Annotated in this window: 13 protein-coding genes and 1 tRNA gene; 2 read left to right on the top strand and 12 right to left on the bottom strand. The window is 60.3% G+C overall.

Annotated elements, in window-relative coordinates; genetic code table 11:
- Positions 1-67 precede the first annotated feature (67 nt).
- Complete coding sequence (locus HMPREF3009_RS02220; protein WP_070516924.1) at positions 68-931, bottom strand: acyl-CoA thioesterase; 864 nt, start codon at positions 929-931, stop codon at positions 68-70.
- Between the two features lie 118 nt (positions 932-1,049).
- Here HMPREF3009_RS02220 and HMPREF3009_RS02215 point away from each other — a divergent pair, with 118 nt between their 5' ends.
- Together HMPREF3009_RS02215 and HMPREF3009_RS02210 are read left to right on the top strand one after the other, a co-directional pair.
- The gene (locus HMPREF3009_RS02215) at positions 1,050-1,532 is read left to right on the top strand and encodes a DUF3817 domain-containing protein (protein WP_070679721.1); all 483 of its coding nucleotides are present in this window, start codon (positions 1,050-1,052) and stop codon (positions 1,530-1,532) included.
- A 130-nt stretch (positions 1,533-1,662) separates the two neighbouring features.
- Complete coding sequence (locus HMPREF3009_RS02210) at positions 1,663-2,772, top strand: DUF2029 domain-containing protein (RefSeq protein ID WP_232760881.1); 1,110 nt, start codon at positions 1,663-1,665, stop codon at positions 2,770-2,772.
- Here the strand turns inward: HMPREF3009_RS02210 and HMPREF3009_RS02205 are convergent.
- The 11 genes from HMPREF3009_RS02205 to HMPREF3009_RS02155 all read right to left on the bottom strand — a co-directional run bounded on the left by HMPREF3009_RS02205 (position 2,757) and on the right by HMPREF3009_RS02155 (position 14,045).
- A complete protein-coding gene (locus HMPREF3009_RS02205) occupies positions 2,757-3,215 on the bottom strand; it encodes a LemA family protein (protein ID WP_046648159.1) in 459 nt (152 codons plus the stop codon). The genes HMPREF3009_RS02210 and HMPREF3009_RS02205 overlap by 16 nt on opposite strands.
- Positions 3,216-4,316, bottom strand: coding sequence for a glycosyltransferase family 4 protein (locus tag HMPREF3009_RS02200; RefSeq protein WP_070516917.1), 1,101 nt, complete (start codon positions 4,314-4,316; stop codon positions 3,216-3,218).
- A 16-nt stretch (positions 4,317-4,332) separates the two neighbouring features.
- Positions 4,333-5,235: a phosphatidylinositol mannoside acyltransferase gene (locus HMPREF3009_RS02195; protein ID WP_046648161.1), complete on the bottom strand. Its 903-nt coding sequence runs from the start codon at positions 5,233-5,235 to the stop codon at positions 4,333-4,335.
- Positions 5,236-5,298: 63 nt separating this feature from the next.
- Positions 5,299-5,925, bottom strand: coding sequence for a phosphatidylinositol phosphate synthase (gene pgsA / locus HMPREF3009_RS02190; RefSeq protein WP_070679718.1), 627 nt, complete (start codon positions 5,923-5,925; stop codon positions 5,299-5,301).
- Positions 5,918-6,496: an ATP adenylyltransferase gene (locus HMPREF3009_RS02185; RefSeq protein ID WP_046648163.1), complete on the bottom strand. Its 579-nt coding sequence runs from the start codon at positions 6,494-6,496 to the stop codon at positions 5,918-5,920. Before HMPREF3009_RS02185 ends, pgsA begins: the two co-directional genes overlap by 8 nt.
- 45 nt (positions 6,497-6,541) lie before the next feature.
- Positions 6,542-8,605, bottom strand: a complete 2,064-nt coding sequence (thrS, locus tag HMPREF3009_RS02180; protein WP_070679715.1) for a threonine--tRNA ligase — start codon at positions 8,603-8,605, stop codon at positions 6,542-6,544.
- Between the two features lie 93 nt (positions 8,606-8,698).
- The gene (locus tag HMPREF3009_RS02175) at positions 8,699-9,982 is read right to left on the bottom strand and encodes a Dyp-type peroxidase (RefSeq protein ID WP_070547080.1); all 1,284 of its coding nucleotides are present in this window, start codon (positions 9,980-9,982) and stop codon (positions 8,699-8,701) included.
- Between the two features lie 66 nt (positions 9,983-10,048).
- Entirely contained in the window at positions 10,049-10,735 is a 687-nt protein-coding gene (locus HMPREF3009_RS02170) for a copper chaperone PCu(A)C (RefSeq protein WP_046648166.1), read from the bottom strand.
- Positions 10,736-10,812: 77 nt separating this feature from the next.
- Positions 10,813-11,415 (bottom strand): copper resistance CopC family protein, encoded by a 603-nt coding sequence (locus HMPREF3009_RS02165; protein WP_046648167.1) that lies wholly within the window; start codon positions 11,413-11,415, stop codon positions 10,813-10,815.
- A 195-nt stretch (positions 11,416-11,610) separates the two neighbouring features.
- Positions 11,611-13,695 (bottom strand): vWA domain-containing protein, encoded by a 2,085-nt coding sequence (locus HMPREF3009_RS02160; RefSeq protein WP_070679834.1) that lies wholly within the window; start codon positions 13,693-13,695, stop codon positions 11,611-11,613.
- A gap of 277 nt (positions 13,696-13,972) precedes the next feature.
- Positions 13,973-14,045, bottom strand: a tRNA-Gly gene (locus HMPREF3009_RS02155).
- Positions 14,046-14,116: the final 71 nt, after the last annotated feature.

Genomic DNA, 14,116 nt, shown 5'->3' with positions numbered 1-14,116 from the left:
GTCCTGGATCCACCGGAACAGGGGTCCGCGCGTGCGTCTCGCACGCCGTGGTGCTGACCCCCGGTGGCTAAACGTTTTGCCAATTCCCGTTGGCGCTTGAGCCTTCGGCGTCCGGATGCAGGATGCGCGTCAGGCCCTCCTGCATCGCCACGGCCAGTAGCTCGCCGCGCTGATTGAAGATCTTGCCCTCTGCTAGCCCCGTCCCGGTTTGTGCTGACGGGCTAGACTGCGAATACAACATCCACTCATCCACTCGAACTGGCCGCAAGAACCACAGAGAATGGTCCAGGCTGGCTAGCTGAATCCTCTCGCCCTGGTGCGGAAGCAATGCTGTACGAATCAGCGTCATGTCCGACATATACAGCAGCGCCGCCTGGTGGAGAGACTGGTCGGCAGTGGTAAGAAAGTCACCAGTGTTACGGAACCAAATATTCCTAAACCCGGCACCGGTGGTTTCCGCGGCAATCGCGTCGCGGTCCGCATCCGGGACAAGCCGCACGTCCCAGTCTTCCCACTCTTTCAAGATGATTCGGGTGGAATAGGGCGAGTCCTTAATACTCTCCGGTGGCGGCACCTGCGGCATGTCTGCTTGGTGCTCTGGACCACTGTCCCCTGGCGCTTGGAAACCAGCGCTGAGCATGAAGATCAAGCGTTCGTTTTGAAAGACCCGTACGTGTCGGTGCGCAAAAGAGCGGCCATCCCTAATCCGCTCGACCCGAATGGTGGTGGGAGCGCCAGAATCGCCCGGCCCCACGAAGTAGCAGTGCATGGAGTGGGCAAACTTGTCGTCAACGGTGAGCTGCGCCGCGCGGAGCGCCTGCGCCATGGTTTGCCCGCCAAAGGTGCGCGTAATAAGCGATGGAACCACAGGGCCGCGGAACTCGTCGTCGCCGATTCGCTCGAGGTCGACCGCCTGGGCCACCGTTGCCATGTCTTGCTCCCTTCCTTGTGCGTTGTGGCGTTCGCCGCGATATGGCGCCCGCCACACTAACCCCGACTATCCTACTCACGTGCTGATCCACCCCCGGAGGTTGCGTACTATATTCCGCATGACTTCAACCACGCCGCACAGCGTGCACCGCGTAGCCGCTTACCTGGAAATGGTCACGTGGGGATTGCTTATCCTCTCGATGATCCTCAAGTACTCGGGCACCACCGCAGCACTCACCCCACTTGCGGGAGGTATCCACGGCTTCGGCTTCCTGTGCTTTTTGCTCATGACGGCCCTGGTGTGGATCAACAACCGGTGGCCAATGGGCATCGGGATCCTGGGCCTGGTCGTCACCGTGATTCCCTTCGCAGCATTGCCTTTTGCGCTGTGGGTTTCGCGGCGCGGGCTCGTTGCTGGTCCGTGGCGGTTTAGCGATGACGCGGAGCCGCAGAGTTTCTTCGACAAGCTCTTAGCCCAGGCCGTGCGCCACCCCGTCCGCACCGCGCTTATCGCGCTGCTCGTCGTTGCCGTAGTGTTTAGCATCCTTCTCATGTTGGGCCCACCCGTCGACGTCGAATCCGCCATTGAAGATAATCGCTAAAGTCCCGACTATCTGGGCTGGATGGGTGCTGGCGCGCCTTTTCCTTATCTACCTACTCGTCAACGAAACGGGTCCGCTCGGGGATGTCCGGTACTACCTCGCGGGCGTATACGGGGATAACCCCCGTGACATGACGGAATATCCCCAGGTGGGCACCTGGCCCAGCGTCCTCCTTGCGTGGATTACCGGCGACGACTTCGAGGCCTATGCCATCGGCTTTACGGCAATGGTGCTGCTTGCCGACGGCGCATTCCTCGCCCTTCTCCTACGTCATCACCGTTCCAACCCCGGGGCATATAGCGCCGGATGGTTTTGGGTGTTCTTTGGCACGGCGGCAGGCCACGTCTTCGCGTGGCGGCTCGATCTCTATCCTGCCTTGCTGGTTGCCGGCGCGGGCGCGCTTCTGGCTACCCGCCCGCGGCTCGCCTCAGCTTTGTTGGCGTGGGCCACCGCCGCGAAGCTGTGGCCGGGGGTCCTCGCTGCCGGGCTTGTCGGGAGAGCAAACTCCCGCGATACCTGGCAGCGGCTGGCCGCGTTCTTTGGAAGTCTCGTTGCCCTGTGCCTCGGTGTAGCAGCGATGACCAGCGTGGATAGGGTTCTATCCCCGTTGACGTATCAAGGTGAGCGCGGCCTCCAGATTGAGTCTCTAGCCGCTACGTGGTTCGTGTACCAGGCGCATCGCCATCCTAATGTGTGGACGATGGGATACGCGGCCTCGAAGAGCTATGAGATCTCCGGTCCCGGCGTCGACACGGCACTCGCTATCAGCACCATCGCGACGGGCGCGGCCCTCGTGTGGTTCGTGGGCGTAGCATTCGTGCACTTTCTACGGGGGTTCTGGAGCCCACATTCCACCGTGGTCTTTTTCATCGCGGCGATTCTGCTTCTCATCGCAACGAATAAAGTCTTCTCCCCGCAGTACATCGTGTGGCTCGGGCCGATACTAGCGGTGGCGCTTCGCTCCCCCGTCCCCAAGTCAACCGGCGGGCAACGCCAAAGGGCCGCCGATATCAAAGGGGTACGCACCATCATGGCCATCCTCGCCGTGGGAACAGCGGCTTTGGGAACCGTCATCTACCCCTATGGCTATGACTACATCTGGTTCTATGTCGGTGAGGACCCCAACCCGGTGTATGCCCTTGTACTGCGCAACCAGCTCATCCTCGTCATGGCTGTACTGGCTCTCTACTGGCACCGCCTCGAGTATCGCGCAGCGCGAGCAGCTCACATGTCGATCTGACTTAGTTCGAAAAACTCAGGCAGCTTCGCTGTTCCCCCCAAGCGCAGCAGCTTGACAGCGGGGCGCAACCGCAACGCACGAGTATCGCTGACTGCTTCGTTGTAGAAGCGGTGAGCTAGGTGAATGCGCCCTTCGGCGTCGGCAAGCAAGGCCGGGCGTGATTCAAAGCGCTGCTGGATGGCTGCGGACAACTCCCGCTCCCGGGTGGCACGCTCATCGAAATTCCCCTGTGCTAACTCGGTAGACTCCGCCCGCGCCGCAATGCCCTCGAGCTCCGGCGCCAGCGCGCTCACGACCGCCGCACGGCGGTCGAGCGTGGACTCCAACTGCGCTAACGCCGCATCGGTGCGGATGTGGAGGGAGTTGAGCCGCTGTGCTGTGTACAGGGCCCACATTCCGAGCACAATCGCCAGAGCAAGGATGATGACAACTTCGATCGGCATTTAAGACACACGCACCTTTGTTCCGTCGGCTACCGTTTCATAGACACGCATTACGGCTGCGGCTACATGGTCCCAATCGTATTCGCGAGCCCTCTCCATTCCCGCTGCGGTCAAGGCGTGCCGCTTGTCGGAATCACTCACCACATCGTGCAGCACGCGGGCTAGATCCGTGGCATCACCGGTACGGAACAAAGCACCGGCGGGTGTGTCCGAATCGACGTTGCACACCGCGGCGAAGGCCTCCAGATCTGAAGCCACGACAGCACAGCCGGCGGCCATCGCCTCGACGAGGACGATGCCGAAACTTTCGCCGCCTGTATTGGGCGCCACATAGATATCGGCGCGCCCGAGGATGGCTGCTTTCTCGGCATCGCTGACCCGGCCCACGAATTCAACCCCTGGGGCGCTTCGCGGGTGCCCTCCTCCCATGACCGTCACGCGGACGGGCTCTGGGAGAAGCGTCAGGGCCTCGAGAAGAATGTCCAACCCCTTGCGCGGTTCATCGAGGCGTCCCAAAAACACGATTTCAATCTCCGAATCGCGTCGCTCACGCTCAGCCCGCTCCCGCTCGAGGGCATACACGGAGGTATCCACGCCATTGGGGATAAGCACGGGGTCACCGCCAAGCTGCTCCACCTGCCAGCGCCGCGCCATTTCCGAGACCGCGATCCCGCCCCGGACCTTTTCCAGATATGGGCGCAGGAAAGGCTTGGCTAGGGTCAGCGCGAGAGAACTGGAGGCGGATGCATGGTACGTCGCCACGATCGGCCCGCGCGCCAGTGCCAAGGCTGCCATGGAATAGCTTGGGGAGTTCGGTTCGTGAATGTGGAGGATGTCGAAGTTGCCCTCGCGGATGAAGCGCTTGATGTTGCGGCGCACGTGCGGGCCGATGGACAGGCGGGCCACGGATCCGTTATAGGTGATCGGCACCGCCCAGCCTCCCTTGCGCACGAAGCTGGGGACCTGCGTGCTTGCCGACGCCGGCCCCAGCACCTCCACAAAATGGCCCTGTTCAATAAAAACAGTAGCTAGGTCAAGGATGTGGGCCTGAACGCCGCCAGGTTCGTCGAAGGAATAGGGGCAGATGATACCGATCCGCATGATGTGTTCTGCCTTTCTATTTCTTCGCGCGCGCCGCCCGCCGGCGTTCTACGTCGGCGTTCCAATGCGGCTGCAGCATGTGCCAATCCTCTGGATGCGCTCGGATGTTTTCTGCGAAGCCTTCTGCGAGCCGCTGGCAGGTCTCGTGAAGAGTGGTAACTTCCACCTCGGGGCTGACGGACAAGCCCCATTCCTTACCATCGAACCATGAGTGCACCACGTGGAGGGCCGCTCCCGTCTCGATGGCGAGTTGGGCGGGGCCTGCGGCAACGTTGGCTTCTTCGCCCATGAAGTCTACCGGCACACCAGTGCGTGTGAGGTCACGCTCGGACAACAAACACACCACGCCACCGCGCTCCAGGGTGTCTTTCAAACGCGGAAAAGGCGAGGAACTGCCGCCGGTCAGCGGCAAGACGGTAAAGCCAAGGCTCTCGCGGTAGTCCACAAAAGCGTCGAAAAGCGCCTCGGGTTTTAGGCGCTCGGCCACGGTGGTGAATCCGCCATAATGACCCACGCAGAAAACACCCGCCATGTCCCAATTGCCGGAGTGTGGAAGGGCGAAGATCACCCCGCGGCCCGATGCCACGGAGGCGTCCGCGTGCTCCTTGCCGCGCAGCCCTGCCAATAGGCGTTTCTGCAGCTCGGGGTCCGAGTGGATGGCAGGCAAGCGAAAGGCCTCGAGCCAGTAACGCATGTAGGAACGCATCGAGTCACGCACCAGCTCGCGCGTCACGTTTTCGGCGCCCACCACGCGGCTGAGGTTGCGGCGCAGCTGCTCCATGCCCTTGCCATTGTCGCTGGCCAGATCCGCGCCGCGCTCAAACAGCCAGGCAGCCAGTGGCTGTGGGAGAAAACGTACAACTTTCCAACACGCGATGTACGCGGCGGCCGTCAGGCGTTCACGATCCACTAGAGCCACGGTTGAGAAGCCTTTCTGTGCGGGCCGGGGTCGGGTGCCGGCTGAGCGGAGCGATTACTTAGGCTAAAGATCCTTCTTGAAACGCGCTTTAGTGTCCTGGAGCGCCGCTTGGCGCATGCGCTGGTAAATGGTGAAGACAGAACCGACAGCTAGGAGCCAGAGCGAGACTTCTAGGGCATAAGGAACCCCCAGTCCCTCCAGACCCACGCCGCCGAGGCCCAGAATCAGGCGCTCGGGGCGCTCGACGAGTCCGCCGACCATCTTAAAGCCGGAGGCCTCACCGCGCGCCTTGACATAGGAAATGACCTGGGAGCTCACGAGCACCACCATGCAGGCGGCGAAGTTAAGCGGGTGAGCATTGTCGACGTACACCATCCAAAAGGCAATCGCTGCGAACAATGCGCCGTCGGTAATGCGGTCACAGGAGGCGTCGAGAGTAGCTCCGAAGTTGGAACCGCCCGTAGTCAGGCGTGCCATGGTGCCGTCGAGCATGTCGAAGGCTGCGAAAAGCCCCGAGAGTAGCGCTGCGGCGAAAAGGTGGTCGAGCGGGATGAGGATGACCGAGATAGCAATGGTGACAATCGTCCCCACGATGGTGACGATATTGGGGGTCAGGCCCATCTTGAGGAAGAGCTTGGCCACTGGGACCACAACCACGGCGGCGGGCTTGCGCCCATGAACACTAAGCATGCGCTTCTCCTAAGATGATTCCCTCGGCGGCGAGCTCTGCCCACCCCTGCGCCAGCAGGGAGCGGGTGTCCTTGAGGAGCTGCGGCAGCACTTTGACGCCGTCCACGATAGTCATGAAATTAGAGTCCCCGCTCCAGCGCGGAACAATGTGCATGTGCAGGTGCTGCCCCACCGATCCACCGGAGGCGCGCCCCAGATTGAATCCAGCGTTGACGGCATCGGGGCCGGAGACCTTCTTGAGAACCCGGATAGCTGCTTGGGCAAACTGGAAGAGCTCACGGGATTCCTCCTCGGTGAGGTTTTCCAGCTCAGATTCTTGACGGTACGGAATGACCATCATGTGCCCAGCGTTATAGGGATAGAGGTTGAGCACACAGTAGACAAGCTCGCCGCGGGCCACGATGAGCCCGTCCTCGTCCGACATCTGCGGAATCTCCACGAACGGATTGTGGGCTTTCTTCGGCACGTCGCCGGCGCCGCCCTCACGCTTGATGTAGCTCATGCGGTACGGCGCCCATAGGCGCTCTAAGCGGTCGGGCGTTCCCAGGCCGGTATCGACGTACTCTCCCACTCTGTATGTTCTCCCTTTCTAGCCTCTGCCTAGATGCATATGCATCTAGACGCGCTCGGCGATGCTGTCCTTGGTCGGTTGTTCGTTATTGCGCTCACGAACCCACGCCTCGATGACGTTGATTGCCGCCTCGACCGGCACACCGTTGACCTGGGTGCCGTCGAGGAAGCGGAAGGAGACCGCACCCGCTTCGACGTCACGCTCACCGGCCAGAAGCATGAATGGCACCTTGCCGGTGGTGTGGTTACGGATCTTCTTCTGCATGCGGTCATCGGAGGTATCCACGTCAGCGCGCAGGCCGCGTGCACGCAGCTGTGCACAAACTTCCTCAAGGTGCGGGGCAAAGGTATCAGCGACTGGAATGCCCACCACCTGGTGCGGAGCCAGCCACGCCGGGAATGCACCCGCGTAGTGCTCTAGGAGCACGCCAAAGAAACGCTCGATGGAGCCGAAGAGCGCACGGTGAATCATGATCGGGCGCTGCTTGGAGCCATCCGACGCCGTGTACTCGAGCTCGAAGCGCTCAGGCAGGTTGAAGTCCAGCTGCACGGTGGACATCTGCCAGGTACGGCCGATGGCATCGCGAGCCTGAACGGAAATCTTCGGGCCGTAGAAGGCCGCGCCTGCCGGGTCCGGGACCAGCTCAAGGCCGGACTTCTCCGCCACCGACTGCAGGATCTTCGTCGAGCGCTCCCAGATCTCATCCGAGCCAACGTACTTGTTCGGGTCCTTGGTGGACAGCTCAAGGTAGAAGTCATCCAGGCCGTAGTCCTTGAGCAAGGAAATGATGAACTCCAGAACCTTGGTCAACTCTTCTTCGAGCTGCTCCGGGGTGCAGTAAATATGCGAGTCATCCTGGGTAAAGCCGCGAGCGCGGGTCAGGCCGTGGATAACGCCAGATTTCTCGTATCGGTAGACCGTTCCGAACTCAAAGAGGCGCAGCGGCAACTCGCGGTAGGAACGGCCGCGGGAGGCGAAGATGAGGTTGTGCATTGGGCAGTTCATCGGCTTGGCGTAGTAGTCCTGCGGCTGCTTGGTGCAGTTGCCATCCTCGTCCCACTCACCGTCGAGCTGCATCGGCGGGAACATGCCATCCGCGTAGAAATCCAGGTGACCGGACTTCTTGAACAGGTCTCCCTTGGTCAGGTGCGGGGTGGACACGAAGGAGTAGCCGTCCGCGATGTGGCAACGGCGGGAGTGCTCCTCCATCTCCATGCGCACGGTAGCGCCATTGGGGTGGAATACCGGGAAACCGGAACCAATCTCATCCGGGAAGGAGAATAGGTCCAGCTCAGCACCCAGGCGGCGGTGGTCACGCTTTTCGGCCTCTTCCACCATGGTCTTGTAGGACTCCAAGGCCTCCTTGGATTCGAAGGCGGTGCCATAAATGCGCTGCAAACCAGCCTTGGACTGGTCACCGCGCCAGTAGGCAGCAGAGGAACGCGTCAGGGTGAATGCCGGGATGTACTTGGTGGTCGGCACGTGCGGGCCGCGGCAGAGATCAAACCACTCCACCTCGCCGGTGCGCGGGTTGACGTTGTTATAGTGGGTCAGATCTCCGGCACCCACCTCGGCGGCCTCATCGGAATCTGGGTCCACGTTGCCCTTGTCCTGGACCAGCTCCAGTTTGAAGGGCTCGTTGGCCAATGCCGCCTCAGCCTCCTCGGTGGTGGCATAGACGTGGCGCTCGAAGCGCTGGCCGCCCTTGATGATCTTCTTCATACGCTTCTCAATGGCCTTGAGGTCCTCTGGGGTGAAGGGCTCAGCGGTCTGGAAGTCGAAGTAGAAGCCATTCTCGATGGCCGGGCCAATGCCCAGCTTGGTGCCGGGGAATTCCGCCTGTACTGCCTGGGCCATGACGTGTCCGCAGGAGTGGCGGATAACGGCGCGGCCATCTTCCTCGCAGGCAGCAACCGGGGTGAACTCGGCGTCCGTGTCCGGGGTGTGGGAAAGGTCGTAGAGGGTGCCGTCGGCGCCGCGGACGACGACAACTGCTTCGGGGCCCTTGTTGGGCAGCTCATGCTCGCGCATCGCTGCTCCCACGGCAGTCCCGGCCGGGACCGTGATCGGGTCGTAGTTCACCGGGACTGCTGGAATCATTTCCGCCATGACTTGGTGCGCTCCTTTGCGCTCACGCGCCGCTCGACATACCTGGCCGAGCAGCACTCAACGAGAAAGTTACAGCGGCTTAGTCTACCCCTCTTAACTGCGTATGAGCGATTCGCCCCAGAAGGTTTCGCCTTCAGTTCCGGCCGGCATGTAGTAGACGGCCGAACCAATGTGGGTGATCCACTCGTTGAGCCGATCAGCTTCGTCAAGGCGCGCCTGAATAGGCTCGAACTGGGTCGTAGGGTCCTTCTGGTAGCAAATAAAGATCAACCCGGCGTTGCTGAGCTCACCGCGCTGGGTGGTCTCCGGAGTCGGCGGCAGGTTGTAGTTATACGGGCGACGCAACAGTTTTTGCTCTGGATGCTCCGCCGGCGGATGCGCTCTGGCGACATGAGAGTTCTCATCAATGGCTTTGAGCCCAAACTCATTGCGGGCGTCCAAATCCACCGGGTCGAACTCGTCCTTAGCACCTATAGGAGCTCCGGTATCGAGAGTGCGCCCAGTCGAGTTCTCACGTGCTGCGCGATCAAGCTGCTCCCATGTGTCCAGGTTCATGTGGATGCGGCGTACCACCATGGCGCTGCCGCCGGCGAAGGGGCCGTCTTCGATCCACACCTGCTCGTTGAAGTCTTCCTCGCTTCGGGGATTAACCGTTCCGTCCTTTTGCCCGAAGAGGTTGCGGGGAGTAACACCCTTCGGTGCAGATCCATAGGCATGGCTGAATCCCTGCTGGATCCACGCAACGTCGGCGTAATCTTTGCCCGCACGGGTCATATGCCGCAACACGAAGGCGGCAGTGAAAGGATCATCGCTGCAGATCTGCAGGACGATATCCGTTTGGCCCCATTCCGGGCGGAGGTCATCATGGTCAAAAGCCTGGATATCGCGCAGCCAGCTGGGCTTGGCGACGTCCACCGTGTCGAAGAATCCCTCTCCCCAACCGCACGTGACGGTGAGGTTTGCTGGGGTGGTAGACAATTCGGGTTCGAGGCTGCCCAACGGGTTCTCACCGGTGCAGAGGCGACGGGCATCCTCCGTCCACAGGCGCATCAACGCGGCCGCGCCGCGAGCGGTGGTGTCCTTCTTGAGGTTAAAGCCCACCAGCTCCACGTGCGCCTGGACCGGAGTTTGGATGCCTGCTTGGTGCTTGCCGTCGAAGGCGACGATATCGCCACCCATGGTCTCCTCGCGATTTTCCGGGCCTGTGCTGCCGGCGTCCCCAGCCTGCGCTGCGCGAGAGGCATCCGCGGAGGCATCCGCAGACGCCTGTCCAGGTTCATCCCCTTTCGCACAGCTTGCAAGCGCTACCGCGCTTGCCGCCACAGCGCTTCCGGCGAGCAGTCCACGCCGACTGACAGGTTCCTCGAACCCGCTCATCTTTGATATCTCCCTATCTCGTGAGAACCGATTTCTTGCCTACCTTGGCCCGGAACACGCTGGTTTCTAGTGCGCGTGCTCTTCCTTCTTCATGTCAGACATGTCTGCGGAGTCCGAGTGGTCCATGTGCTCACCATGATCCATGGATCCGTGGTCCATATCGCCGTGGTTCATGTGGCCCATGTCGCCGTAGTCTTCATCGCCGGCGCCAATGGTGCGCACCGGGATATCGCCGAGCTCGATCGTGGAGCCGTCGGCAAGCTCCAGCGTCAGGGTTGCGGTCTCACCGGCCATGACGGGCTCGGTTACTCCCATCAGCATGAAGTGGAAACCTCCCGGCGCGAGCTCGAGGGATTCGCCAGCGGGGATGTCGAAGCCTTCTTCCTTCTCCTTCATCACGCCGTCTACGACCTCGTGGATCTCATAGTGCTTAGCCTTCACCGAAGAGCTGAAGCCAACTACGTTGATGTCCTTGTCCGTGTTGTTGTGGAGCGTGCCGAAGATAGCGGTCATATCGGAGTCCTTCTCCATGGCGCGCACGACAGCATCCTCGAAAGTTACGCCAGACTCAGCGGAGGAAGAAGCCGACGTGCTGGTTTCCGCACCCTTCTCTGCGCTGCTGTCAGCGCTGGCCGCGGTGCTCGTCGCGGTAGCTGTCGAGTCCTCCTCGCTCGGCGAGCAACCAGCCAAGGTGAGGCTGACAGCCGCGATAGCAACTACGGAGGTACGGAAGAAAGAACGGGATTTCAGCATGGAACATGCCTTTCTGGAGTAATTACCTGAAGGGGATGAGGTGGATTGGCTCGCGCGTCATCGAGGACCTGTGTGGCCTAGCCTGCGCCATCGGAGCGACGTGTTTTCGCCCCGAAGGCGAAGACTGCCGCACCGACGACGAGAACTGCCCCGATACCAATGATCCATTTAGCAGCTGCGGGCAGGGAGCTCAGGGGGTCCTGGGAGTCCTCTGCACCGCCGTCTTCCGCGGCAGCATCCGCGTCACTTTGGCCAGAGGCTCCAGACGACCCATTGCCTGCCTCCCCTCCGGCAGCACCGGAAGCTACGCTGAACGGCACCGAGCCGAGTGTGGAGTGACCATCGGAGGAGGTAATGCGAAAACCTACTTGGTATTCGCCGTCACCAGGTTCGATGTCCTGGGGAACCTCAATGGTGAGGTTTCGTCCGTCAATGGTGGGTGTGGCATCAAAGAGCACGTCGCCGGAGGTTGTGTCGCTCACGGCGAAAGTGTTGAAGTCATCCCGAGGAATGCCAGAGAACTCCAGCGTGATTTCACGGGGGAATTCTTCCAGCGGTGCGTCACCCACCACGTTGCCGCCAATGACTGAGTCATGTGCCGCGGCTAGTGGCGCGGACAGCCCAATCACGAGGCTCACGGCCCCAGCGGCGACTACTGTGGTGACCTGACGCAACTGCATTTCTTGGATGACTCCTTGATGGCGTGATGAAACTTTTGATTGAAGGTTCCCTCATCCTATCGCTGGGAGGGATCTCCTAGCCAATCCTTAACCCCACGTGGAGTGCGTGGGGTTATCAAGTAGTCGTTGCACGCGACAGAAAAGTTCCCTATGCCTACGCAAGCGTGGATTCTGTCGCATTTCCCGCAGGTAGCGCTAGCGGCTGCGGCCACGAAGAAGGATGACCACCAAGATGATGACGGCAAGCGCAATGATGCCCAAGGCTGCGGCCAAGAGAAAACCTAGGGTGCCAAGACCCAAGCCTTTATCCTCGTCGGCGCTTGCTGCTTGGTCCACATTTCCTTCGTCACCATCACTCTTCGGTGCCTCAGTCTTGTCCTTGACAGGCTCATAGATGGGCCCTTGAATTGGATCCCCCAACACCTTGGTGGTGAGGGCATATTTCGCCGTGTCTCGCTTGCCATCGAATACCTCATCTTCCTTTTCGGAATCCGTGCCCGCATCTAGGGTGACCAAGATGTAATAGTCACCCTCCAACCAGTTAGCTTGGGCTCCTTGCCCGTTTGCCTGACTTTGACCGAAACGGTTGGCGAAGGCCGTCGGTATAACTGAGTGTGCTGCAACTTCTTGGCCCTCGTTCAACGCCGACATATAATCGTTGTCACCAGCTCGCTCGCGCGCGGGGTTAAGAATCTCCAAATTCAGGGACGAGTACTTCAAGGCATTCTCATCAGACATCTCGCCTACTTTCAAGGCAGCAGCAAGCTGCTGTCCTTCCTTCATGGGAACCTTGAAGACTTGCGCCTCGCCCCGCACAATGTCGGTCTCGATGGTGTCTCCGCTTTCCAGCTCAATGGCATCGCTGAACCAGCTAGCCGCGCGAACCTTTTCAGCGCCTTCAAAATTGGCATGAAGCTCACCCTCTACCTCGCTGTCCAGCCCGCTCACCAGCTCATCCATGTTGGACACAGGGTCAATGCGGTGGAGGAGGATTTCTACGTCTAGGGGTTCCTCAGCCTTATGGGTCATCGCTCGCTTCGCGGTCAAGACAAGTTCGTCACTTGGACACTTTTCGGAGCCCATTTCTCGGGTAAAGGCACTCGCGCTGGGCAAAGCGTCTGTGCGAATGGAGGTATGGAACTCGTCCTGATCAGCAGTGCACTCAATGGAGCCTTGTTCACCTCCATGATTACCGGTCGGTGGCTCGGAACCGTCACCGAAGAAAACCGACATGCCGAGACTTCGCGGCTTAACCACCGCGCCGTCCAAAGTCTTGTACATCGTCGCTACATAGCGCTCCCCAGGCTTGACGGGAATAGACCATGACTCAGCGTGAAAATCCTTGTGAGTATCCTCGCCGCCGTTAGTCGGCGGCTCCAGTTGCGCACGGAAGATGAAGTCCTCTCCGGATTCCCAGCGAGGAAGCTGCGTTGGTTGGCTAATATCTTCGCTGCCTTCAATCTGCTCGACATCGGATTTGTAAATGTCTGCGGCGCGCCCTGCTGCCTTCTTAATCATCGCTGCCAGTGAATCTGCGTCCCCGGCGTCGAGATACTCGCCGCCTGCGGCACCTGCGATACAGGAAAGCTCCTTGCGGGCTTCTTCGTCAACATTGAAGCCAATCGTGTTGATGACAAGATCAACCCCCTGCTCGTGAAGCTCTTTGGCTACTTCACATACTGGCGGCGGCGCACAGGTATCAATGCCGTCCGATACCAAGACGATCGTCCCGTGCTGACCGCCCAGCTCTTCGGCGGCCTTCTTCAGGGAATCACCAATCGGGGTATAGCCCTTAGCTTGAAGGTCATCGATTGGCCCAGTGAAAGAATCCCCCACGTCCTCCTTAGGCCCACTCACCACGTGGATATCACGGCATCCGGCTTCCTGATTCTCAGGGGCTTCGTCGACCGTGCCACCATACGTGACGAGTCCCAACGGGATGGTGCCGCCGAGTTCGGAGACGAAGTTCTTCGTTGCGTCCTTCGCGGCATCAAGGCGGGTCTGCCCGCCAGCATCCTGGACATTCATAGAGCCCGAAGAGTCGAGCACAAGCATCGTCGCACCGCTCTGTGCCTCTGCTGAATCTCCACTCGGTGCAGACTCGGAGTCAGCCGCGGACGCCGAACTAGGCTCTTCACTGCGCGTGACGCCCGTGGGATTCTGTGCAAACGCTGGCACGGCTATCGCACTGAGAAGTGCGAGAAGCGCAACGGCGAAAACGGCGAAAAAGGTGCGTACTGCGCTCTGCCTGGAAGTCAAAAACGGGGCGAATGCTCTCATGATGTCCATTTCTTTGAGATGACAAGTCTGTGAGAAACATCATAAATGGCTGGCGAAAAGCTCGGCCACCGACGGGGAAAAGTCCCCTTCCAACACGCCCCCACCTCAAACCTGGACATCTCCCAGGCAACCTCCCGGGCAAACTTATCCAACCTGAGCGCTCACGGTAAACAAGGCATCAAAAATCTGCGATTTTGTGCCACTATCTACCGTGAATGAGGCAAGGGCGAAGAAAATAAAAAAGTGCCCCTCCGTCATGGGGGGACACTTTCGCCGGAGCGGATGACGAGACTCGAACTCGCGACCCTCACCTTGGCAAGGTGATGCGCTACCAACTGCGCTACATCCGCGTGACGAGCTCTCGCTCGTCGCGGGCTCCAAATGGAAACCCTGTGCGCGATACTGGGATTGAACCAGTGAC

Source organism: Corynebacterium sp. HMSC034H07, assembly GCF_001815175.1.
In the GTDB taxonomy this organism is placed as follows: domain Bacteria; phylum Actinomycetota; class Actinomycetes; order Mycobacteriales; family Mycobacteriaceae; genus Corynebacterium; species Corynebacterium hiratae.
Note: the sequence above shows the minus strand (reverse complement) of the source record. Positions and strands in the feature narration are given on the sequence as shown.